The organism is Haloplanus rubicundus, from assembly GCF_003342675.1.
Taxonomy (GTDB): domain Archaea; phylum Halobacteriota; class Halobacteria; order Halobacteriales; family Haloferacaceae; genus Haloplanus; species Haloplanus rubicundus.
Genome location: NZ_CP031148.1, coordinates 2,086,757 through 2,107,886, shown reverse-complemented (window position 1 = coordinate 2,107,886; position 21,130 = coordinate 2,086,757). Strand labels below are relative to the sequence as shown.

Here is a 21,130-nt window from a genome sequence, read left to right as displayed (position 1 = left end):
TTCGTCGACGCGTAGGTGTGGGCGTGCGAAACGTCACCGACCGCGTCAGCAACCCGTTCGGCATGCAACCGCCCTGCGAGCGGTTCGTCCCGGGCTACGGCGACGCCAACGCCCACTTCCACGTCGTCGGCGACCATCCCGGCGTCCACGGCGGCGCCGAGACGGGCGTCCCGTTCACCCGGAGCGACGCCGGCCGGCGTCTCCAGCGTGCCCTCCACGACGCCGGCCTCCTGCGAACGACGGGCGACGAACCCGAGGTGGACAACACCTTCCTCTCCTATCTCCACACCTGTGTTCCGACGGGTGCGCCGACGGACGACGACTACGCCGCCATGGAACCCTTCTTCGACGCCGAACTCCGCGCCATCGCCGCGCACGTCCTCCTCCCGGTCGGCGAGCGAGCGATCCGACACGTCGTCGAGACGTGCACCGCCCACGACGCGGCCACCCTCGACATCGAGCAGCTGCACGCGACGGAGCTGCTGGGAAGCGGCTGGCTCGTCATGCCGATCCGCGAGCCGACGGCGTGGTCGTCCGACGACGCGTCGAGCCTCGTCGACGCCATCGACCGCCTCCGCGCGACCGACTACCGCCGCGAGACCGACCTCGGCCGATTCGTCGCGGGCAACGATCCGTATCTCGTTCGGTGAGTCGCCGCCCGACCGTCATCTCGTCACCACCCGTCAGTAGCAGTGGCTGACCACACGCCATACGCCAGCTTCGAGTAACATACGAGTGGTTAGAGCAGAATTTATGGAATACATTGGCTGTATCAACAGATTTTTCAATACATACGTAAACCTAGTGACCGACGCGGTCGGCCTTCCGCCGGACGCGTCACGTATCGCAGAGGCATTGCGAGTCAGGTGCTCCTCGCAGTGGCTTGGTCAGTCGAACGACCACCACGTGTGGTCCCGTACGTTCTCCGTTCGGGGGACGCCCTCGTGGCGTCGCCCGTTCGTTCGGAGACGTCGTAGCCGTCTCCCGTTCGTTCGGAGGCGTCTTCCGTCGGCCGGCCGGACGGCTCGTATACGAAAGCTTGAAACGCGAACCACCGGTATCGACGGGTATGGAACTGCGGGTCATCGAGAAGACCGACGAGGAACTCCGCATGGAGATCGCGGGCGAGGATCACACGTTCATGAACGTCCTCAAGGGCGCGTTGCTGGAGACGGCCGGCGTGATGGCGGCGACGTACGACATGAACCCCGAACAGTCGGGCGGTCAGACCGATCCGATTCTCTCCGTCAAGACCGAAGCCGGCACCGACCCCCTCGACGCGGTGGCCGACGCCTCCCGTCGCGTACAGGACCTCACCGACGACTTCATGGCCGCGTTCGACGCCGCCGCGTAAGGTTCTCCACTCGCCCCGGCAGGGCGTGCACGCCGACGCCGACGCCCAGGGCCGCGACGCTCACGACCCCAAGCACCGGCAGCGTCCGGTGGGTGCCCGTGACGACGAAGATGCCGATGAAGAACAGATGGAATAGAAGCGTCGCGGCCACCGCGCTCCGCGCCGGCCGGTCGGCGAACGTCGGCGACCACCGGACGAGTGCGAGCGCGGAGAGGAGACCGAGGCCGAGCAGAATCCCCGCGCCGAGCGCCACCGACTCGACGAACGTCGTCCAGAGTTCGAGCGCGACGAGGAGCGTGCCGAGCGCCGCGACGAGCGTCCCCCCGCCCAGCGCGAGCGGGTGGGAGACCCGTCGCCGGAGGAGTTCGAACCAGCCGGCAAAGAGGAAGGCGACGGCGAACCAACCGAAGAAGTTGCCGAGCGGCACCCCGAACCACGGTCCCGGGGGCGTCCACGTCCAGAACGGCACCCGAATGGCGATGGCGTCCATCGACAGGTCGATGTGGAGGGCGTAGAGCGCGACGAAGCCCGGCAGCGAGGGGAGCGGGACGCCGTACGCCCGCGCGGTGGTCGTCCCGGCGTAGATGACCGCCGACCAGCCGAAGGCGATAGCCAGCGGTACCCCGAGGGCATCGAAGAGGTACGCCTCGGCGGGGTAGGTGTAGGCGCCGAAGGCGACGATGACCAGCTTTTCGAGGATCAGGCCGTAGACGACGGCGGTGGCGTAGAGCGTCAAGCCCTCGCGATCACCGACCGCGTCCCACAGACAGCCGAGCGACGCGAGGACCATCGCGCCGGTGAAGACGAGGTAGATGGGTTGCACGGAATCGACTGCCGACGCGGGGCCGTAAGTTCTGTCGGTTCTACAGTCGGACCGGCACGCCGCGCTCGTCTAAGTACTCCTTCACGTCGCGAATGGAGTACTCGTCGAAGTGGAAGATGGAGGCCGCGAGCGCCGCGTCGGCGCCGGCTTCGGTGAACACTTCGTAGGCGTCTTCCGGGCCACCACAGCCGGAGGAGGCGATGACGGGCGTCGAGACGTTCTCGCAGACCGCGCGGGTCAGCGGGATGTCGTAGCCGTCTTTCGTCCCGTCGGCGTCGATGGAGTTGACGAACAGTTCGCCCGCGCCGCGGGATTCGACCTCCCGCGCCCACTCCACCACGTCGACGCCGGTCCCCTCGCGGCCGCCCTTGATCGTACACTCGAACCAGCAGGACTCGCCGTCGACTTCCTCGTAGTGTTCCCCCTGCTCGTCGTAGCGCCGGCGCGCGTCGACGCTGATGACGATGCACTGGCTGCCGAAGGCCGCGGCGCCCGCGTCGACCAGGTCGGGATTCTCGATGGCCGCCGTGTTGATCGACACCTTGTCCGCGCCGGCCCGGAGCGTCTCCTTGACGTCGTCGCGGGTGCGGATGCCGCCGCCGACGGTCAGGGGGATGAACACCTCGTCCGCGATCTGCTCGACGACGTGGAGCATCGTCTCGCGCCCCTCCGCGCTGGCCGTGATGTCGAGGAAGACGAACTCGTCGGCGCCCGCCGCGTTGTACTCGCGGGCCATCTCGACCGGGTCGCCGGTGTATTTCAGGTCCTCGAAGTTGACGCCCGTGTAGACGGCCGCCTCGCCGTCCTCGTCGATGTCCACGTCGATACAGGGAATGATTCGCTTGGTTACGGCCATCCGTATCGCCGGCTACGCCGGGGGCGGTCAAAAGCCGCCCGGTGTCGAGGATGAGGTGTATTTTTGTACGGCCGCGTCCGACGGAGGCGTATGACCGACCACGACGACGACCACGCGGATCACGAGCATCACCCGCACGGAGAGGACGAAGAGGGACGCGTCACGTCGCCCATGCAAGAGTTCACGACCGGACAGGTCGGCATCGGCTTCGTCGTCCTGCTCGTCGGTCTCGCGGTGACGTTCGGCGTCCCGTTGCTGTTCTAACTCACTCCAGTTCGCGGTCGATCACGTCGCGCAGGCCGCGAATCCCGTCGGCGTCCCGCGTGAGTTGCTCGTCGCCGACCGACAGGGTCAGGTCCGCCTTGGCCGTCGCGGCGCCCAGGTCCCGCACGGGCACGTCGCCCGCGGCGGCTTCGACCGCGGCCGGATCGGTCGTCTCGACGACGACCCGCCCGGGCGTCTCGTCGAACAGGGCCGCGGCGTCCTCGACCGCCGCGCTGATGCCCGCCGACCCGACCATTTCCGCGAGCGTCACCGCGAGACCGCCGTGGCTCACGTCGTGGGTCGCGAGCGTCGAGTCGAGGTCGGCCACCGCCCGGACGGCGTCGACGGCTGCCGTCGGGTCCGCGGGCAGGTCGGGGAAGCCGTCGCTCCCGTCCTGCGTGGCGAGATACGTCGAGCCGCCGAGTGCGCCGCCGCGAGCGCCGACTTCCAGCAGACTCCCCTCGCCGGTGACGGTCAGGGGCGGGGCGTCGTAGCCCTCGCGGACGCCGATCATCGCCACCGTCGGCGTCGGCGGGATGGGACCGGCCACGGAGTCGTTGTACAGCGAGACGTTGCCGCCGACGACGGGCACCGAGAGGTCACGGCACATGTCCGCCAGCCCGTCGACGATGGCACCGAAGCCGCCGTAGACGTCGGGTTTCTCGGGATTGCCGCCGTTGAGACAGTCCACGGCGGCGTGGGGGACGGCGCCCTTCGCCGCGAGGTTGGTCGCGTTCTCCAGCGCGACGGCGCGGGCGCCGTCGTAGGGGTTGGCGTCCGTCCACGCCGGAATCGCGCCCGCGGAGAGCGCGAGGCCCGTTCCGGACTCGCGGATCGCCATGATCGCCGCGTCGTCGCCCGGCCGCCGGGCCGTCCGCGTCCCCACCTCGTGGTCGTACTGGCGGTAGACCCATTCCTTGCTCGCCGTGTTCGGATTCCCGACGACGGCGTCGAACGCCGATTCGAGGTCCGCGTCGGGCAGGTCACGCGCCGCCTCGACTGGCTCCTCCATCGGCAGGTCGTTCATCGGTGCGCCGTCGGCGAGGAACTCGGCGGGCACGTCGACGACCGTCTCGTCTTCAAAGGTACAGACGTAGTTCCCCTCCTGCACCTCGCCGATGACCGAACAGCCGAGGTCGTAGCGGTCGGCGATTTCCTGCACGCGTTCGACGTCCTCGGGGCGTACCTCGTAACACATCCGCTCCTGGGACTCGGCGAGCAGGATTTCGAGCGCGGACATGTTCGGCTCGCGCTGGTGGACCCGGTCGAGTTCGATGTGAGCGCCCAGCCCCCCTTTGGCGACGAGTTCGCTTGAGGCGCCGCCCAGACCGGCGGCGCCGAGGTCACGGGCCGCGCGGATCAGGTTCTCGTCGACGAGCGCCTCGTTGGCCTCGATGAGGAGCTTCTCGGTGTAGGGATCGCCCACCTGCACCGCTGGGCGGTCCTCGGTTTCGGCGTCCTCGCTCAGATCCTCGCTGGCGAAGGAAGCGCCGCCGAGGCCGTCGCGGCCGGTGGCGTTGCCGACGAGGACGAGTTTGTTGCCCGGCGTCTTCGCCTCCGCGGTGACCAGCCGATCCGGCGTCACGAGGCCGACGCAGGCGACGTTCACCAGCGGGTTCCCCTCGTAGTCGTCGTGGAATTCGACGCTTCCCCCCACGGTGGGCACGCCGATGGCGTTGCCGTAGTCCGCGATGCCCTCGACGACCCCTTCGAAGAGGTACCGGGAGTGTTCGCGGTCGAACCCGCCGAAGTACAGCGAGTCGGTCAGCGCGATGGGGTAGGCACCCATCGAGAGGATGTCGCGGACGATGCCGCCGACGCCCGTCGCGGCGCCGTCGTAGGGGTCGACGTAGGAGGGGTGGTTGTGGCTCTCGATGCCCATGGCGACGTACGTCTCCGCGGCGTCGTCGCCGTAGGTGGGCAGGGACACGACGGCGGCGTCGTCGCCGGGGCCGACGACCACCTGGTCGGCCTCGCTGTCGAACGCCGACAGCAGGGGCCGGGACGACCGGTAGGCGCAGTGTTCGCTCCAGAGGTTCTCGAAGAGCGCCGCCTCGGCGGGCGTGGGGTCCCGCCCGAGTTCGGCGGCGACGAGTTCGTGGTCCGGATCGGACAGGCTCATTCGTCCCCGTCTTTCACGCTGTGGAGGTAATGTCTTTCCATCGGCGGGTCCCGGAGGATCGGCGCCCTTTTTACCGCCCGTACCGACGTGACGCGTGTGTTATCGGTCGAGTTGCACACGCACTCGTCGCTGTCCCACGACGGGCGGGATCCGGTCGATCACCTGCTCGAACAGGCGGCCTCCGTGGGTCTCGACGCCATCGCCGTCACCGACCACGACGAGATAGACGCCAGCCTCGACGCGGTCGAGATGGCCCCGGAGTACGGTCTGATCGGCATTCCCGGCATGGAGATCACGACCGCCGTCGGCCACGTCCTCGCCCTCGGTGTCGACGAGCTGGTGCCCGCCGGCCTCTCGTTCGAGGCGACACTCGACCGCATCCACGAGGCGGGCGGCATCGCCGTCGTTCCCCATCCCTTCCAGGCATCGCGTCACGGCGTTGCCCCCCACATCTCGGCCGAGACGCTCGCCAGCGCCGACGCCATCGAGGTGTACAACTCCCGGCTGCTCACCGGCCGCTCCAACCGCAAGGCCGAGCGGTTCGCCGCCTTCCACGACCTCCCCATGACCGCCGGCAGCGACGCCCACATCGCCGAGATGGTCGGGCAGGCGGTCACCGAAGTCGACGCCGACGAGCGGACGGCCGAGAGCATCCTCGCCGCCGTCGCCGACGGCCGGACGAGCGTCGTCGGTCGGCGCACGCCGTGGCGCATCAGCTTCCGACAGGCCGCCGGCGGCGCGAAACGCCGACTCGTCCGCGCGCTCGGCGACCTGCTGTAGGCCGCCGCGCGCGCCCGTCGTCACCCCTCCGGGGCGACGAGGCGCGCGTAGTAGTTCCCGTTCAAAAGGTCCAGCCGCTCGACGCCGAGCGGCGACGCGTCGAGCAGTGCCCGCAGTTCATCGCGCTCGAAGATGTGGTAGAACCGGTCGTGGGTCGACCCGTCGTCGGCCGTCCACGGGACGTAGGTGTCGTTGTCGTTCGCCCTGATCTCGTCCCGCTCGCCGTCGAACGCCGAATGTTCGATGGCCCAGACGCTGAGCAAGGCTCGTCCGCCCGGGGCGAGGGCGCGGCCGAGTTCGTCGAGGAGCGCGGCCCGCTCCCCGGTCGAGGGGAGGTGGTGCAACACGGCCACACAGAGCGCCACGTCGGCGACGCCCGCCGTGATCGGGAGGTGCGTGCCGTCGCCACAGACGAACGCGGCGTCGGGGTTGTCCGTGCGGGCGATGGCGAGGAGTTCCCGCGAGAAGTCGACGCCGACGACGCGCGAACACGCCCCGACCAACAGCGGGACGTTGCGCCCGTTCCCACAGCCGATATCGAGGGCGACGTCGCCGCCCGGGACGTCCTCGACGAAGGCCTCTATCTCCGGCCACGGGCGCTGGCGCGTCCGCGCGAAGTCGGCGGCGATTTCGTCGAAGACCCGTCGAACCCCGCGTTTCTCGTCGCTCATGCGCGTTTCCGGGCCGCCGTCTCGATGGCCTCGATGCCCAACTGTCGCACGTCGGCGTCCACGTCGGCGTCGCGCAGGTCGTCCCGGTCGTACCACGCCCACGCTGCCGGCCCCGGTTCGCCCGGCGCGGGGTCGATGGTCCGGTCGTCGACGGTGGCGTAGTAGACGTGGTCGACGTGCTGGTGGCCGACCTCGCCGTCACAGACGTTCACGTCCGCGAGCATCAGGTGCCGGGGGCGGGGGATGGCCCGTGCCGTCTCCGAGCGCACGTCGTCGCCCTCGGCCAGAAGCGTCGGCTCCAGCCCCGTCTCCTCGGTCGCCTCGCGAAGCGCCGCCTCGTGGGGGAGTTCCGCGCGGTCGACGTGGCCGCCGGGCGGCAGGCGGATGCCGAGGCCCGGATGTTCGTGGAGCGCCGTCGCCCCGTCCGCGACGAGGTATATCGTCGCAGTGAAATGTCGCGTCGTCTCCATGGTCGGCTCTGGACCGCCGGACGTATCCGCCTTCCGACGCGTACCTTTTTGACGCATCACGCCAGTACTTCGGTCGGTGCCCTCCACCGTGAGCTACGTACGCATCAGGGACGGCCGGATGGACCGTACCGTCCCCGTCGAGTCGTCGATGGGAACGATAGAGATAGATCTCTCGAGCGAGGAGACGACCATTACCGTCCCACCGGACGCGTCGGTGACGGTCGAACGTGGGTAGAAGAGGGAAGTCAGGGAACCTGAATCTGCTCTTCGGCTTCGAGCAGTTCGTGGTAGCGGTTGCGAATCGTCACCTCGGAGATGTTCGCCACCTCGCTCACTTCGCTCTGGGTCACCTTCTCGTTCGTGAGGAGGGCCGCGGCGTAGATGGCGGCGGCCGCGAGGCCGACCGGACTCTTGCCGCTGTGGACGCCCTGATCTTTCGCCGTCTTCAGCAGGTCACGCGCCCGTCGCTCCGACTCGTCCGAGAGGTCGAGTTCGGAGGCGAAGCGGGGGACGTACTGCTCGGGGTCCGCGGGCTGGATTTCGAGGCCGAGTTCGCGGACGACGTAGCGGTACGTCCGCGCGATTTCGTCCTTGTCGACGCGGGAGACGGTGGCGATTTCGTCGAGTGAGCGGGGCGTGCCCGCCTGTCGCGCGGCGGCGTAGAGGGCGCTCGTGGCGACACCCTCGATGGAGCGGCCGGGGAGCAGGTCGTCCGAGAGCGCGCGTCGGTAGATGACCGACGCCGTCTCGCGGACGTTCTCGGGGAGACCGAGCGCGGAGGCCATCCGGTCGATTTCGCCGAGTGCCTGCTTCAGGTTCCGCTCCTTCGAGTCCCGGGTCCGGAACCGCTCGTTCCAGGTGCGGAGACGCTGCATCTTCTCGCGCTGGCGCGAGGAGAGCGTCTTGCCGTAGGCGTCCTTGTCCTGCCAGCCGATGTTCGTCGACAGCCCCTTGTCGTGCATCATCTGGGTCGTCGGCGCGCCGACTCGCGATTTCTGGTCTTTCTCCTTGGAGTCGAAGGCGCGCCACTCGGGGCCGTGGTCGATTTCGTCCTCCTCGACGACCAGGCCACAGTCGGCACAGACGGTTTCGCCGTGTTCGGTGTCCGTAGCGAGCTGTCCACCGCACTCCGGACAGCGAAGCTGTTCGCCCTCCTCGGTGCTCTCGGTCTCGTCTTCGCTCTCGCGCGCGCGCGAGCGCTCGGTCGTGTAACCGCGTACGCTATCGGTCATTGGTTTGTATCAGTGAGCAAAACGGCTCTATACAGAACGTGATTGCAGCCGAATATTTAAATGTGTCGGCATCGATTGGTGCGGGTCACAGTGACGCCGGTCCGCAACCGCCCGCGACTACCCGAGGTCGAACTGCGTCGCCGCCGTCTCCATGTCCTTGTCGCCGCGACCGGAGAGGTTCACGAGGATGGTGTCGTGGTCGCCCGTTTCGGCGAGTTGCGTCGCGAGGGCGACGCCGTGGCTCGATTCGAGGGCGGGGATGATCCCCTCGGCTTCGGCGAGTTCGCGGAAGGCGGCGAGCGCCTCCTCGTCGGTGACGGCGGTGTACTCCGCCCGCCCGCTCGCCCGGTACATGGCGTGTTCGGGGCCGACGCCGGGGTAGTCCAGACCCGCCGACACCGAGTGGACCTCCGTCTCCTCGCCGATGACGCGTGTCTTCATCCCGTGGATCACCTCGTCCTCGCCCTCGGCGAGGGGCGCGGCGTGGCGGCCCGATCCCTCTCCTTCGCCGCCGCCCTCGGCGCCGTAGAAGGCCACGTCGTCGTCGCGGAAGGGGTAGAACAGACCGATGGCGTTCGACCCCCCGCCGACGCAGGCCACCGCCGCGTCGGGGAGTTCGCCGATCCGGTCGAGCATCTGTTCGCGCGCCTCGTCGCCGATGACCGACTGGAAGTCACGAACCATCCGCGGGAACGGATCGGGGCCGACGACGCTCCCGACGAGGTAGTGGGTGTCGTCGACGTTCGCCGCCATGTCCTCCAACGCGGCGTCGACGGCGTCGGCGAGGCCCGCGCCGCCGCGGGTCACCTCGTTGACCGTCGCGCCCATGAGTCGCATCCGGAAGACGTTCATCTTCTGGCGCTCCACGTCCTTTTTGCCCATGTAAATCTCCGTATCGAGATCGAGGAGGGCGCCGACCATCGCCGTCGCGGTGCCGTGTTGGCCGGCGCCCGTCTCGGCGATGAGACGGGACTTACCGGCCCGCTTCGCGAGCAAGGCCTGGCCGAGCGTGTTGTTGATCTTGTGGGCGCCGCCGTGGAGCAGGTCCTCCCGCTTCAGGTAGATGTCGGCGCCGTAGCGCTCGCTCAGCGTCTCGGCGTGGAAGATCGGCGTCGGGCGGCCGGCGAACGTCTCCAGGAGGTGTCGGAGGTCGTTTCGGAACGACTCGGTCGTCGCCACCTCGTCGTACGCGGCCGCGAGGTGTGCGAGGGGCTCTTCGAGCGCTTCGGGGACGTGCCGACCGCCGTAGCCGGCGAACTCTCCGTCGGACATGCTCGGTCGATGCTCGCCCGAGTATCTAAAATCCTTCCCGTCGATTGCGTGGAGTTCGACAGCCACCGATCGCCGATCGACGACCAACGTCGGTAACTCGTCGGCTGGACTGCGGGGGGTTGATGACGATCGATCCCGTGAGTCGAACTCACATGACGCCTCCGATTCCGACGACGGTCATCAGCGGTCCGCTCGGCGCCGGGAAGACGACGCTGGTCAACCGCCTTCTGAACGATCCGGGGGACCGCCGCATCGCCGTCCTCGTCAACGACATGGGTGAGGTGAACGTCGACGCCGAACTGCTGTCGGCGGAGACCGACGACGGCGTGATCGACCTCTCGAACGGCTGTATCTGCTGTCGCCTCGGAGACGACCTCGTGACGGAGGTGACTCGACTGGCCGAGGAGCGGTCCTTCGACTACCTCGTTATCGAGGCCTCGGGCATCAGCGAACCCATCCCCATCGCCCGGACGCTGACCGAGGGCACCGACGGGACCGGACCACCCGAGAACGTCCGCCTCGACACCACCGTTTCGGTGATCGACGCCTACGGGTTCTGGAAGGCGTTCGACCCGGCCGAGTCGCTCCCGGACGCGGCGCCGGCACCCGAACGACCGCTGACCGAGGTGCTCGTCGACCAGATCGAGTTCTGTGACGTGCTCCTGTTGAACAAGTGTGACATGGTTCCGGACGAGGAACTCGACGCCGTCGAGGCGGCGATAAGGGAGCTCCAGCCCCGGGCGGAGCTTCGTCGGACGACCTACTCCGAGGTCGACCCAGGTGCGGTTCTCGGGACCGGCCTGTTCGACTTCGAGGAGGCCCGGCGACGGCAGGGGTGGAAGCGGGCACTCGCCGAGGCCGAGGCCGCGGACGACAGTCACAGTCACGACCACGGCGACCGGCCCGCAGCCGCCGCCCACGGCGTCGAGTCGTTCGTCTACCGCCGGGAGCGACCCTTCGACGCCGACCACTTCGACGCCTGGCTCGACGAGTGGGAGGGCGACGTGGTCCGGCTGAAGGGGTTCGCATGGATCGCGAGCCGTCCCGAGACCGTCCTCGGCGTGAGCCAGGCCGGTCCCGCCGTTCAGGCCGGGCCGATCGGCGAGTGGGGCGTGGACGATCCGGCGACGCGGCTCGTGATCATCGGTCGGCACCTCGACGCCGACGCGATCACGGCCGCCCTCGACGACTGCTTGGCCGACGAGTCCGCCGAGCCAGGCGAAGCCGGGACCGATCCGTTCCCCCGCGAGGCCTAGATACCCACGTCCTCGCGGAGGTCGTCCCAGGACTCGTGGAAGCCGTAGGTCGACTCGGACGTGCCGCCCATCGCCGTCTGGTACGTCTCGTCGTACGACAGCAGTTGCGTCCAGCCGTCGTGGTAGCGGTAACTACAGTACTGGCACACGGGTTCGGGTAGTCGTGGTGTGAATATAAAGAATCGGGCTGCGGATGGGTCGACTTACGGCTCCAGCAGGACCTTCGTGACGCCCTCCTCGCGGTTGTCGAAGGCCTCGTACATCTCGGGTGCCTCCTCGAGGTCGACGCGGTGCGAGACGACCCAGCTCGGGTCGGCTCGGCCCGAGATGATCATGTCGCGGAGTTCGCGGTTGTAGGACTTGACGTTACACTGGCCGGTGCCGAGCGCCTGGCCCTTCTCGAACAGCAGGCCGAAGTCGATGCCGAGTCGACCCTGTGCGGCCATGTCGTCGGGCGCGCCGGGGTCTTCCGGCACGTAGAGGCCGGGGATGCCGAGTTCGCCCGTCGGCTTCACCGTCCGAATGAGGTTGTTGATGACGACGGCAGGGTTCTCGCGAGCGGGGTCGTACGCGGAGTCGGCCTCTTTCTCGGGGTCGACGGCTTGGTAGCCAACGGCGTCGACGCCTTTGTCGACGCCGCCGCCGTGCAGATCTTTGATCTGCTCGACCGGATCGCCCTCCTCGAAGTTGACCGGCGTCGCGTCGCAGTGCTCCTCGGCGAGTTCGAGTCGGCTCGGCACGCGGTCGACGACGTAGATTTCGGCCGCGCCCTTGATCTTCGCGCTGTAGGCGGCCATCAGGCCGACCGGTCCCGCACCGTAGATGGCGACGGAGTCGCCGGCTTCGAGGTTGGCGAGTTCGGTGCCGTGCCACCCCGTCGGGAAGATGTCCGCGAGGAGCGCGAACGAATCCTCGTGTACGTCGCCTTCGGGTAGTTTCAGCGCGTTGAAGTCGGCGTAGGGGATGCGGAGTTTCTCCGCCTGCCCGCCCTTGTACGGCCCCATCGCGACGTAGCCGTACGCGCCGCCGGCGAAGCCGGGGTTGACGTTCGTACAGAAGCCGGTGTAACCGTCCTCGCAGTTCTCACAGAACCCGCAGGCGACGTTGAAGGGGGCGACGACGCGGTCGCCGACTTCGAGATCCGACACCGCATCGCCGACTTCCTCGACGATGCCCATGTTCTCGTGCCCGAAGACGATACCCGGCTCCGCGGCCGTCCGCCCCTCGTACATGTGGAGGTCGGACCCGCAGATGCACGTCGTCGTGATGTCGATGACGACGTCGTTGGGATGTTCGATCTCCGGCTCGGCCACTTCCTCGACGGCGACTTCGTGTGGTCCCTTGTAGACGACGGCGTTCATCGACATCAGTGCATCACCGCCTGAGGAGTCTCGGTGTCGAGAAGCTCTTCCCACCGAGCGACGCCGGCTTCCGCGACCTCCATGTCCTGTTCGACGGCGCCACCGGAGACGCCGAACGCGCCGACCACGTCACCGTCCTCGTCCAGCAGCGGATAGCCGCCGCCGAAGACGACGATCCGTCCCTCGTCGGTCGTCTGAAGCCCGTACAGGGAGTTGCCGGGCTCCGAGGGTTCGGCGAGTTCGTGCGTGGGCATGTCCAGTGCGGCGGACGTGTACGCCTTGTTCCGGGCGATGGAGACGGAGGCGAGCCACGCGTCGTCCATCCGGCGTTGCGCGACGAGGTTCCCCTCGTCGTTCGTGACCGCAATCACCATCGGGTTGTCGATCTCCTCGGCCCTCCGTTCGGCCGCATCGATCAACTTCTTTGCAGTGTCAAGTGTAATAGAATCTGACATCCAATCATATGTTTCGAACGCACTGACATAAACATTTGCACTTACGTCCCGAGATACCACCGGCCACACGTGAGCCTCGATGGCGGAGCGACTCGGCCCCGTAAAACCCGTAAAAAAGCGCTTTCTACGGGACATACTCAAATAATATACAACAGCCGACACGTGAATCCGATCGTCGCCACGAAAAGTAGGTAATTGAAACTATTTACTAATTGTGTCTTCGCCAATCGGCGTATAGCGTCGCTGACGAGGCTTTTTAGGCGGGCCTAAACAAACTGGATAGGTGTTCTATCGTTCTCGTCGCGTCATTCACTCTCGTCCGGCGGTGCGCTCGCGGGAGCGCGCGGGACGGGCTGACGACGGATCGCCGCGCCTCCGTGCGGGCGGCGTGGCAGTCGGAACCCCCGACGTCGACGGCCGGACCGAAACCCTTAGTGCCGGCCCGGAAGTCCCCTGCTACATGAGCGAGACGCCCGTCGACCCCGACGAGGTGCGCCACGTCGCGGACCTCGCCCGGATCGATTTGGACGAAGAGGAGGTGGACCGCTTCGCCGTGCAGTTCGCCGACATCCTCTCTTACTTCGACGCCCTCGACGACGTGCCCGAGGTAGAAGCCGAGGCCGACCTGGTGAACGTCATGCGTCCGGACGAGGTCCGCGAGGGACTGAGCCAGGAGGAGGCACTGCGCAACGCCCCGGAGACCGAGGACGGTTACTTCAAGGGTCCGAGCGTCTCATGAGCCTCGACGCGTTCATCACGAAAGAAACCATCGAGGGCGACGACGACGGCCCCCTCGCAGGCCGGACGGTGGCGGTGAAAGACAACATCTCCACCGAAGGCGTCCGGACCACCTGCGGCTCCGCGATGCTCGAAGAGTACGTGCCGCCGTACGACGCGACGGTCGTCGAGCGCCTGAAGGCGGCGGGCGCGACGGTCGTCGGCAAGACCAACATGGACGAGTTCGGGATGGGGACGACCACCGAAACCTCCGCGTTCGGCCCGACCAAGAACCCGGTCGACGAGTCGCGGGTTCCCGGCGGCTCCTCGGGCGGGAGCGCGGCCGCCGTCGCCGCCGGCGAGGCCGACCTGGCCCTCGGCAGCGACACCGGCGGCTCCATCCGCTGTCCCGCCGCCTTCTGTGGCGTCGTCGGCATCAAGCCCACCTACGGGCTGGTCTCCCGGTACGGCCTCGTCGCCTACGCCAACTCGCTGGAACAGATCGGCCCGCTGGCGCCGACGGTCGAATCGGCGGCGGAGTTGCTGGAAGTCGTCGCCGGCCCCGACGAACGCGACGCGACGACCCGCGAGGCGGGCGCCGACGCCGACTACGCGAGCGCCGCCGACGGCGACGTCGAGGGCCTCACCATCGGCGTCCCGACGGAACTGATCGAGGGCGCGGACGAACGCGTCGTCGAGACGTTCGAGGACGCCCTCGCCGACCTCGAAGCACAGGGCGCCGAAACGCACGAGGTGAGCCTCCCCTCCGTCGAGCGCGCCGTGCAGGCCTACTACGTCATCGCCATGTCGGAGGCGTCCTCGAACCTCGCGCGCTTCGACGGCGTTCGCTACGGGCCGGAGACGGAGAGCGAGGGCAACTGGAACGAGGCGTTCGCGCAGGTTCGCGAGGAGGGCTTCGGCGACGAGGTCAAGCGTCGCATCCTTCTCGGCACCTACGCCCTCTCGGCCGGCTACCACGACAAGTACTACGCGAAGGCACAGGACGCCCGCGCGTGGCTGAAGCGGGACTTCGACGAGGCGCTCGCCGAGGCGGACGTGCTGGCGTCGCCGACGATGCCCGTCCTCCCCTTCGAACTCGGCGAGAGCCTCGACGACCCGCTCCAGATGTATCTCGCCGACGCCAACACGGTGCCGGTCAACCTCGCGAACCTCCCCGCCATCTCCGTCCCCGCCGGCGAGGCGGACGGACTCCCGGTCGGCCTCCAGCTGATCGGCGGCGCGTTCGACGAGCGGACGATCGTCCGCGCCGCGAGCGCCGTCGAGGCGTAACGAGCGCTCGTTTTCGATCCCCGTACGCTGCTGCCACGAACGATCCGCGCCGGCGACACCGACACGTCGCTCGGCGATACCACGGGCGGGACGGTGAACGCCCGAGTCGCCCAAAAATCACGACTGCGACGGGCGGTCGAGAGCGAGGGGTCACACGCGAGAGGCGCCCCGATTCGACGCTCGACGCGTTCCCCCCGGAACCGCGCCGAATCGACTGCCCGGAACGACCTATCGTCGTGCCGGTGTCGAATCGAGTCGCCCACCTGTATCGGTGGCGGGGATGGACATAACGTTACGGACTGAGTTCTCATATATGATATTCGAAGGCGGCGGCGGGAGCGATCAGTCCAAGTCGCGGTCGCTGACGCCCTCGCGAATCTTCGCCGCGCGCTTGCGGACTCGGTCGATCAACCGCTGGGTCCGTTCCGGCTTGAAGCCGTAGAAGGACGCGATCCAGTTGATGTCGCCGTACGACTGGGTGTGGAAGTACGCGGCGAGGGTGTCCCGGCCGGCCTGGATGATCGCCGGCGGGACGCCTTCCTCGCCGACCTTCGACTCGTCGAAGCCGTTGACGTCGAAGTAGACGTCGGCGTACAGTTCGGCCGTCTCGGGGTCGTCGAACTCGGCGCCGCCGTGGTGTGGGGCTTCGAACCGGTAGACCGTCCCGTCGGGGGTCGGACGCTCGACGATGCGCACGTCGAGGACGTACTCACGGTGGATCGATTCCGCGTCGTCGGGGGTGGGAGTTGACTGTGACATGGGTCGTCGGGGGGTTAGTTGCGCCGTCGGAGGCCGGTGGCCACGAGGAGTGCGACCGCCACGAGTACCAGCACCGGCGAGAACGGTCCGTCGCCCTCGGTGGATTCGGCGTCGGCGTCGCCCTCGGCGGCGTCGCCGTCCGCGTCGGTCCCGTCGGCGTCGGACCCGCTGGTGCCGTCGGCGTCGGTCGCCCCGTCGGCCGACGGGGCGTCGCCACTGCCGCTCACGGTGATCGTTCCGGCCGCCGTGGCGGGGGTGAACGCGCTCCCGTCGTCGGCGTCGAACTGCTGTGGGGTGACGGTGAGTTCGACATCGCCGGGCGCGGCGCCCGCGACCGTCACCGTCGCCAGCGTCACGTCGGTCGCGCCGGGTTCGACGGCGCCTTCCACGTCCGCGGCTTCGAGGGTGACGGTCGCCCCGTCATCCTCGATCGCGGGCTCGCTCGTGAGACCGTACTGGTCGGGGTAGCTGGCCGCGTCGATGCGTGCCACCGACGGATTCTCGACGGTGAGTTCGAGGTAGTAGCCAGCGAGACCGTCGGGGGCGTTCGTGAGGACGACTCCGACGGTCGTGGTTCCGTCCGGTGCAGTCGTGCCGTCGGTGACGACGATGGTCGGCTGATTGCTCTGTGCCGTGGCCGTCCCGGCCGCCGCCACCGCCCCGAGGAGGGCGAGCGCCGCCAGCGCGACTGCAGTGCAACGGCGGGTGTCGGCGAGTATCGAAATCGATCGTGTCTCTCGTGTCATGGTTGTCGTATGGTGATAATGGGGTGGTGGGATGGGGCGCTGCGGGCCGGCCGTCTGGGCCGACCGAGCGGCCTCAGTTGACCTCTTCGTAGAGGTCGACGACGTCGTCGAAGTCGAGCTGGCCGTTCTCGTTGAAGTCGTACGCCGACTCGTTCATCGCCACGCTGTCGGCGTCGAAGTTGCTGAACAGGATTTCGATGTCCTCGTAGTCCAGTCGGCCGTTACCGTTGAGGTCCTCGTAGCGACCGTCGCCGTCGGGGTCGGTCGGCGCCGCACCGCCCGTGACCGTCGGCGGGCCGGTGACGAGGACGCCGGTACGGGCGTTCGCGCCGACGGCGTTCCCGTCCTCGTCGTCCATCTGCCCCACGGCGACCTGCAGGTCGGTCGTGCCGGTGCTGTCGCCGCGGACGGTGAGGGTGGCGAGCGGGACGTTCCGGCCGCCGGCCTGAACGTTGCGGTCGGTGTCGGCGACCCGAATCGTCACCGTGGACCCGTCCGAACTGACCGAGCGCTCGGTGAGACCGAGGTCGTCGGGGAACTCGACGCCACTGATGGTGGCGACTTCGGGGTTCGAGACCGAGACGGTGACCTCGGCGCCCGAAAAGCCGGTGGGGAGCGACGACGCGGTGAGTGTCGCCTGCCCGGTTTGCCCGTAGCCGACGGCCATCGAGTCCACGTCGACCTGGACGTTCGGCTGGAAGACGTAGAGCCCGTCGTTGGGGTAGGAGCGAGACGGACCGCCGAAGCCGTCCTCACAGCAGAGGACGCGCCCGTCGCGCATCGTGTAGACGTTGTCGATGTTGCGGAGGGCGTCGTCGGCGTCCTGCGGGCCGTCGGTGAAGTCGGGGCCGGTGATGACCGGTTCGAGCGTCGAGACGTCGTAGTCGGGACCGAGTTCCGCGCGGTAGACGACGCCGCCGTCGACGCGGTCCATCTGCACGTCGCCCGTCGCGTCCGCGAGGTCGTCGTTGAACTCGGAGATGCCGAAGTAGACGAAGTCGCCGGGCTGGGAGTCGTCGACGCTGTCGACGCCCTCGGCCTTGTTGAACTCGATGGAGGCGCCGATCTCCTTCGCGGCCGCCCGGGTCTCGAGGAAGGGGACGCGGCGGAGGTCCTCGTCGACGCCGTCGGGGCCGTCTTCCTCGTACTGGGCGGCCCACTCGACGATTTCCTCGTTCGTGATGTAGTTCCGGTTGCCGTTCGCGATGACTTCGAGGTCTGCCTCCTTGATGGCGGCCGCCGGGTCTTCCTGCCAGTCGGTGTCGGCGTGGGTTTCGAGGTAGTCGGCCTGCGTGATGTCGTCGTACTCGGCGATCCAGGACTCGACCTCGCCGTTCGTGGCGTGGCCGAGGGGAATCCACTCGACTTCGAGCGGCGTCTGGGCCGGGGAGTTACGCTGGCCGGACTCCGCGGCGTTCGCGGCGTCGTTCGTGATCTTCGGGGCGTAGAGCATCCCCGCGATGTCGTCCGTGTTCTCGTAGCTCGGGATCGACTCGTCGGCGACGAACTTGTAGATACCCTTGCTGTCGCCGTCCGAACAGCCGTAGAGGGTCCGGTCGTCGCCCTGGAAGTCCGGCGCCTCCCAGGAGGCACGGCCCGCGACCCAGTACTTGATCGGGTCCGGTTCCTCCGCGGTCGGCTCACGGATATCGACGTGGTAGCCGTAGCGGTACGGATTCGGGTAGACGTCGTCGATGGGCGTCGTCGCCAGATTGGTGTCGCCGCTCTGATCGGCCGGCTCGGCGCCCAGATAGTAGGCGAGGAACTCGACGCCCGTCATCGCCCAGTAGCCCTGGACGTACCAACCGTCGACCTCGTCGTACTCGTCGACCGCACTCTGAATCTCCGACGGGTTCGGTCGGTTCCAGAACTGGCACGCACCGAGGATGCCCTCGCCGCTCCCGGCCTCGACGACGTCGCCGACGGTGTGGGTCAGCGAGACGCGGGGATGCGCGTAGTTCTCCTCCGAGGAGACGGGCGTCTCCCACGGGCTGAGGTCGCCGTAGCAGTTGATCCGCGTCCCGCCGATGTCGCGGAAGGCGTCCGTGTTCGGGAGGTTCATCGCGTCCTCGGGGTCGGCGCTCCACTCGCCGTCCTCGTCCTGACTGAGGAACACCCGCGAGATGCAGCCGGGGCTGTTCTCCCAGTTGGTGAACAGGTAGCCCTCGGTGCCGTCCTCGTCCGTCGGGACGAACTGGTTGCAGTCGGGGTTCGTCGCCGCGCCCCCGTACTGCGTGCCGGCGAAGTTGCGCTGAGTGATGTCGGTGCCGTCGGGCGTCTGGGTGACCCCCAGCCGTTCCTCGCCGTCGCCGATCGGTTCGCGTCCCTGAATCAGGACCGTGTAGTCACCGGCCTCGGATCGAACCCGGCGCTGTTTCTCCTCGGTGTCGGGGATGCCGACCTCCGGGAAGTCGTCGTTGTTCCCGTCGAACTCGAAGGTGAAGCCGCTGAAGTAGCCGACCGCCGCCCGACCGAAGGGCTCGGGATTGGCTTCCTCCGGGTGCTGGAGGCTGTAGAGCAGGGACCCGTCCTCGAAGACGAACGGCCCCGTCACCTCCGCCCCGAAGGCCGTCGTCGAGAGGCGCTTGAGGCTTCCCTCGACGCTCGGGGCGCCCGGCGTGTCCCCTTCCGAAATTTCCGAGTCGCTCGCGCTCGCGACGCCGGCGACGCTGGCGCCGAGTGCGGCTGCTGTAGACGTTGCCATCAGACTCCGTCGAGTCAAATCGACCATGCGAGTCGACCGGGGGAGGGCTGGGTAAAAGTCGTTTATATTGTGCGTATATTGTTAGAAATAAAATGTGGAGCGACCGGTGTGGTTGTGTCACTCACAGTACCGCACCCCGGACGTACGGTGTCCGAGTACGCAGGTACAATCCTCCCCACCCGTGTTCGCCCCCAGTCCGACAACTCGTCGCCGGCGGCGGGGGAGCGGTGCTCCTCGCACAACCGGACGAATCCGGTGACGGCGGCGCCGCCGTTGCAACCGGTCGTCGCACCCGTCGGTTTGCGGATTCGGCACATAAAACCGAGCCCCCGATTTTCAGCGCTGATTCTCACTGCCGCCAGTACTCCGGCGTCAGACAGACCAGGACGGGGAGGATTTCGAGGCGGCCGAGCCACATCAGCGCGACCATGAACAGCTTTGAGGTAGCCGAGAAGTCGAGGTAACTCCCCATCGGTCCGACGAGGCCGAACCCCGGCCCGACGTTGCCCAGCGTCGCGGCGACGGCGCTCATCGCCTCCAGCACCGACAGGGAGAGGCCGCTCCGGCCGGTGTTCAGAAAGAGCAGCCCCGACGCGACGAAGAACATGACCAGATACAGCAGAGTGAAGGCGTAGATGCCGCGAATCGCCCGCTCGTCGACCGTCCGGCCGCCGAGACGCACCGGGCGGACGGCCTCCGGATGCGCCGTCGTGAACAGCTCCCGCCGGATCGATTTGAGGATGACGTACCAGCGGACGACCTTGATCCCCCCACCGGTCGACCCGGCCGACCCGCCGATGAACATGGCAAAGAGGAGGAGATACTGCGCCGACGGCCCCCACGCGTTGAAGTCGATGCTCGCGTAACCGGTGGTCGTCACGAGCGAGACGACCTGGAAGGCGGCGTGTCGGAGCGCCGGTTCGACGTTCCCGATCAGCGTCGCACGCACCCCGGCGAGGTAGCCGGCGTCGAACGTCGTGCCGGGCGGCACGAACGTCGCCACCCCGTTCCCGACGAACAGGAGCGCCGCGACCAGTCCCGTGAGGACGGCCATCGCGCCGACGTAGAAGCGAAACTCCGTATCGCGGGGGAGGCGCTTCGGATCGCCCGTGAGCGCGTGCCAGAACAGCGCGAAGTTGGTGCCCGCGGCGATCATGAAGGGGATAATCAGCCACTGGACGGCCGCGGAGAAGGCCTCGATGCTCCGTGCCTCGGGCGAGAACCCGCCGGTCGGCATCGTCGTCAACCCGTGGGCGACGGCGTTGTAGACGTCCATATTGGGCGCCATCCCCCCGAGATGGAGGCCGTAGAGCAACAGGATCTCCAGCACGGTGAAGCCGAGATACGCCCCCCAGAGCGCCCGCGCCGTCTCGGCGATGCGCGGCGTGAGTTTCTCGATGCCCGGTCCCGGCGCCTCGGCGTCCATCAACTGTGCGCCGCCGACGGAGAGTTCCGGCAGGATGGCCACCGCGAGGACGACGATACCCATCCCACCGAGCCACTGGGAGAGCTGGCGCCAGAGCATGATTCCGTGGCCGTGGGCGTCGAGCGAAATCGAGCCGAGAACCGTCGCGCCGGTGGTGGTGAAGCCACTCATGCTCTCGAAGACGGCGTTCGCGGGGGTCGCGAGCGTCGAGTCCGGCGCCGTCGCCGGCACGAGTCCGGGCAGACCGTGGGCCTCGATCAGGTAGGGGAGCGCCCCGATCAGCGACACCGCGAGCCACGTCGCCGCGACCATCAGGAAGCCCTCGCGGGCGCCGAGGTCGGGGTCCGGACGGAGCCACTCCAGCCCGCCGCCGACGGCCACGGTCACCAGCATCGTGACGAGAAACGGCGCGACCGACTCGCCGTACGCGACGGCGACGACCAGCGGGATAGAAAGCGGGACGGCTAGATACTTCAGGACGGTCCCGACGAGACTCAGGCTCGCCCGATAGTCGACACGAATAGCCATCGAGAGGTTCGGTCCGTCGGTGATTCGCGGAGGCGCTTTAAACT

General features: G+C 67.9%; 22 protein-coding genes. 8 read left to right on the top strand and 14 right to left on the bottom strand.

The window, feature by feature from the left end; genetic code table 11:
- Nucleotides 1-23: 23 nt before the first annotated feature.
- The gene (locus tag DU484_RS11745) at nt 24-650 is read left to right on the top strand and encodes a uracil-DNA glycosylase family protein (protein WP_114586223.1); all 627 of its coding nucleotides are present in this window, start codon (nt 24-26) and stop codon (nt 648-650) included.
- A 419-nt stretch (nt 651-1,069) separates the two neighbouring features.
- Nucleotides 1,070-1,354, top strand: a complete 285-nt coding sequence (locus DU484_RS11740) for a DNA-directed RNA polymerase subunit L (protein WP_114586222.1) — start codon at nt 1,070-1,072, stop codon at nt 1,352-1,354.
- Here DU484_RS11740 and DU484_RS11735 read toward each other — a convergent pair.
- Nucleotides 1,326-2,177 (bottom strand): carotenoid biosynthesis protein, encoded by an 852-nt coding sequence (locus DU484_RS11735; RefSeq protein ID WP_114586221.1) that lies wholly within the window; start codon nt 2,175-2,177, stop codon nt 1,326-1,328. The two genes, DU484_RS11740 and DU484_RS11735, sit on opposite strands and share 29 nt — an antisense overlap.
- A gap of 40 nt (nt 2,178-2,217) precedes the next feature.
- Nucleotides 2,218-3,033 (bottom strand): imidazole glycerol phosphate synthase subunit HisF, encoded by an 816-nt coding sequence (hisF, locus tag DU484_RS11730; RefSeq protein ID WP_114586220.1) that lies wholly within the window; start codon nt 3,031-3,033, stop codon nt 2,218-2,220.
- A gap of 90 nt (nt 3,034-3,123) precedes the next feature.
- Between hisF and DU484_RS20015 the strand changes: the two genes are divergently transcribed.
- Nucleotides 3,124-3,297: a DUF7550 family protein gene (locus DU484_RS20015; RefSeq protein ID WP_187347696.1), complete on the top strand. Its 174-nt coding sequence runs from the start codon at nt 3,124-3,126 to the stop codon at nt 3,295-3,297.
- A gap of 1 nt (nt 3,298) precedes the next feature.
- Here the strand turns inward: DU484_RS20015 and purL are convergent, their stop codons facing one another.
- Nucleotides 3,299-5,419, bottom strand: a complete 2,121-nt coding sequence (gene purL, locus DU484_RS11725; protein WP_114605975.1) for a phosphoribosylformylglycinamidine synthase subunit PurL — start codon at nt 5,417-5,419, stop codon at nt 3,299-3,301.
- 96 nt (nt 5,420-5,515) lie between these two features.
- On the opposite strand from purL, the gene DU484_RS11720 reads away from it, so the two are divergent.
- The gene (locus DU484_RS11720) at nt 5,516-6,199 is read left to right on the top strand and encodes a PHP domain-containing protein (RefSeq protein WP_114586218.1); all 684 of its coding nucleotides are present in this window, start codon (nt 5,516-5,518) and stop codon (nt 6,197-6,199) included.
- A gap of 20 nt (nt 6,200-6,219) precedes the next feature.
- Here DU484_RS11720 and DU484_RS11715 read toward each other — a convergent pair whose 3' ends face one another.
- Together DU484_RS11715 and DU484_RS11710 are read right to left on the bottom strand one after the other, a co-directional pair.
- Nucleotides 6,220-6,870, bottom strand: coding sequence for a class I SAM-dependent methyltransferase (locus tag DU484_RS11715; protein WP_114605974.1), 651 nt, complete (start codon nt 6,868-6,870; stop codon nt 6,220-6,222).
- Nucleotides 6,867-7,340 carry an NUDIX hydrolase gene (locus tag DU484_RS11710; protein ID WP_114586216.1) on the bottom strand — a complete coding sequence of 158 codons (474 nt, stop codon included), beginning with the start codon at nt 7,338-7,340 and terminating at the stop codon, nt 6,867-6,869. Before DU484_RS11710 ends, DU484_RS11715 begins: the two co-directional genes overlap by 4 nt.
- A 76-nt stretch (nt 7,341-7,416) precedes the next feature.
- On the opposite strand from DU484_RS11710, the gene DU484_RS19565 reads away from it, so the two are divergent.
- Nucleotides 7,417-7,575 carry a hypothetical protein gene (locus tag DU484_RS19565; RefSeq protein ID WP_157969334.1) on the top strand — a complete coding sequence of 53 codons (159 nt, stop codon included), beginning with the start codon at nt 7,417-7,419 and terminating at the stop codon, nt 7,573-7,575.
- A gap of 10 nt (nt 7,576-7,585) precedes the next feature.
- Here DU484_RS19565 and DU484_RS11705 read toward each other — a convergent pair whose 3' ends face one another.
- On the bottom strand, nt 7,586-8,572 hold the full coding sequence (locus DU484_RS11705; protein WP_114586215.1) for a transcription initiation factor IIB: 987 nt from the start codon (nt 8,570-8,572) through the stop codon (nt 7,586-7,588).
- Nucleotides 8,573-8,689: 117 nt separating this feature from the next.
- A complete protein-coding gene (trpB, locus tag DU484_RS11700; protein WP_114586214.1) occupies nt 8,690-9,844 on the bottom strand; it encodes a tryptophan synthase subunit beta in 1,155 nt (384 codons plus the stop codon).
- A gap of 152 nt (nt 9,845-9,996) precedes the next feature.
- Between trpB and DU484_RS11695 the strand changes: the two genes are divergently transcribed.
- Entirely contained in the window at nt 9,997-11,100 is a 1,104-nt protein-coding gene (locus tag DU484_RS11695; protein WP_114606778.1) for a CobW family GTP-binding protein, read from the top strand.
- Here DU484_RS11695 and DU484_RS20010 read toward each other — a convergent pair.
- Genes DU484_RS20010 through DU484_RS11685 form a run of 3 tightly spaced genes read right to left on the bottom strand, consistent with a single transcriptional unit; the run spans nt 11,097 to nt 12,916 of the window.
- A complete protein-coding gene (locus DU484_RS20010) occupies nt 11,097-11,249 on the bottom strand; it encodes a hypothetical protein (RefSeq protein WP_187347695.1) in 153 nt (50 codons plus the stop codon). The genes DU484_RS11695 and DU484_RS20010 overlap by 4 nt on opposite strands.
- A 54-nt stretch (nt 11,250-11,303) precedes the next feature.
- Nucleotides 11,304-12,461 carry a glutathione-independent formaldehyde dehydrogenase gene (locus DU484_RS11690; RefSeq protein ID WP_114587253.1) on the bottom strand — a complete coding sequence of 386 codons (1,158 nt, stop codon included), beginning with the start codon at nt 12,459-12,461 and terminating at the stop codon, nt 11,304-11,306.
- Nucleotides 12,462-12,466: 5 nt separating this feature from the next.
- Entirely contained in the window at nt 12,467-12,916 is a 450-nt protein-coding gene (locus tag DU484_RS11685; RefSeq protein ID WP_114605973.1) for a GlcG/HbpS family heme-binding protein, read from the bottom strand.
- 460 nt (nt 12,917-13,376) lie between these two features.
- Between DU484_RS11685 and gatC the strand changes: the two genes are divergently transcribed.
- Both gatC and gatA read left to right on the top strand, forming a co-directional pair.
- Nucleotides 13,377-13,655, top strand: a complete 279-nt coding sequence (gene gatC, locus DU484_RS11680; RefSeq protein WP_114587252.1) for an Asp-tRNA(Asn)/Glu-tRNA(Gln) amidotransferase subunit GatC — start codon at nt 13,377-13,379, stop codon at nt 13,653-13,655.
- A complete protein-coding gene (gatA, locus tag DU484_RS11675) occupies nt 13,652-14,923 on the top strand; it encodes an Asp-tRNA(Asn)/Glu-tRNA(Gln) amidotransferase subunit GatA (protein ID WP_114586212.1) in 1,272 nt (423 codons plus the stop codon). The genes gatC and gatA overlap by 4 nt, the downstream gene beginning before the upstream one ends.
- 342 nt (nt 14,924-15,265) lie before the next feature.
- On the opposite strand, the gene DU484_RS11670 is transcribed toward gatA, so the two are convergent.
- The 4 genes from DU484_RS11670 to DU484_RS11655 all read right to left on the bottom strand — a co-directional run bounded on the left by DU484_RS11670 (nt 15,266) and on the right by DU484_RS11655 (nt 21,086).
- On the bottom strand, nt 15,266-15,682 hold the full coding sequence (locus DU484_RS11670) for a hypothetical protein (RefSeq protein ID WP_114586211.1): 417 nt from the start codon (nt 15,680-15,682) through the stop codon (nt 15,266-15,268).
- A gap of 14 nt (nt 15,683-15,696) precedes the next feature.
- The gene (locus DU484_RS11665) at nt 15,697-16,428 is read right to left on the bottom strand and encodes a hypothetical protein (RefSeq protein WP_114586210.1); all 732 of its coding nucleotides are present in this window, start codon (nt 16,426-16,428) and stop codon (nt 15,697-15,699) included.
- 73 nt (nt 16,429-16,501) lie between these two features.
- Nucleotides 16,502-19,159, bottom strand: a complete 2,658-nt coding sequence (locus DU484_RS11660; protein ID WP_114605972.1) for an alkaline phosphatase PhoX — start codon at nt 19,157-19,159, stop codon at nt 16,502-16,504.
- A 322-nt stretch (nt 19,160-19,481) separates the two neighbouring features.
- The gene (locus DU484_RS11655; protein ID WP_114586208.1) at nt 19,482-21,086 is read right to left on the bottom strand and encodes a TrkH family potassium uptake protein; all 1,605 of its coding nucleotides are present in this window, start codon (nt 21,084-21,086) and stop codon (nt 19,482-19,484) included.
- Between the last annotated feature and the right edge of the window lie 44 nt (nt 21,087-21,130).

Coding starts and splice junctions, on each gene's coding strand:
- DU484_RS11740 (WP_114586222.1), top strand. CDS start 1,070: ATGGAACTGCGGGTCATCGAGAAGACCGACGAGGAACTCCGCATGGAG.
- hisF (WP_114586220.1), bottom strand. CDS start 3,033: ATGGCCGTAACCAAGCGAATCATTCCCTGTATCGACGTGGACATCGAC.
- DU484_RS20015 (WP_187347696.1), top strand. CDS start 3,124: ATGACCGACCACGACGACGACCACGCGGATCACGAGCATCACCCGCAC.
- purL (WP_114605975.1), bottom strand. CDS start 5,419: ATGAGCCTGTCCGATCCGGACCACGAACTCGTCGCCGCCGAACTCGGG.
- DU484_RS11715 (WP_114605974.1), bottom strand. CDS start 6,870: ATGAGCGACGAGAAACGCGGGGTTCGACGGGTCTTCGACGAAATCGCC.
- DU484_RS11710 (WP_114586216.1), bottom strand. CDS start 7,340: ATGGAGACGACGCGACATTTCACTGCGACGATATACCTCGTCGCGGAC.
- DU484_RS11705 (WP_114586215.1), bottom strand. CDS start 8,572: ATGACCGATAGCGTACGCGGTTACACGACCGAGCGCTCGCGCGCGCGC.
- trpB (WP_114586214.1), bottom strand. CDS start 9,844: ATGTCCGACGGAGAGTTCGCCGGCTACGGCGGTCGGCACGTCCCCGAA.
- DU484_RS11695 (WP_114606778.1), top strand. CDS start 9,997: ATGACGCCTCCGATTCCGACGACGGTCATCAGCGGTCCGCTCGGCGCC.
- DU484_RS11690 (WP_114587253.1), bottom strand. CDS start 12,461: ATGAACGCCGTCGTCTACAAGGGACCACACGAAGTCGCCGTCGAGGAA.
- DU484_RS11685 (WP_114605973.1), bottom strand. CDS start 12,916: ATGTCAGATTCTATTACACTTGACACTGCAAAGAAGTTGATCGATGCG.
- gatC (WP_114587252.1), top strand. CDS start 13,377: ATGAGCGAGACGCCCGTCGACCCCGACGAGGTGCGCCACGTCGCGGAC.
- gatA (WP_114586212.1), top strand. CDS start 13,652: ATGAGCCTCGACGCGTTCATCACGAAAGAAACCATCGAGGGCGACGAC.
- DU484_RS11670 (WP_114586211.1), bottom strand. CDS start 15,682: ATGTCACAGTCAACTCCCACCCCCGACGACGCGGAATCGATCCACCGT.
- DU484_RS11665 (WP_114586210.1), bottom strand. CDS start 16,428: ATGACACGAGAGACACGATCGATTTCGATACTCGCCGACACCCGCCGT.
- DU484_RS11660 (WP_114605972.1), bottom strand. CDS start 19,159: ATGGTCGATTTGACTCGACGGAGTCTGATGGCAACGTCTACAGCAGCC.
- DU484_RS11655 (WP_114586208.1), bottom strand. CDS start 21,086: ATGGCTATTCGTGTCGACTATCGGGCGAGCCTGAGTCTCGTCGGGACC.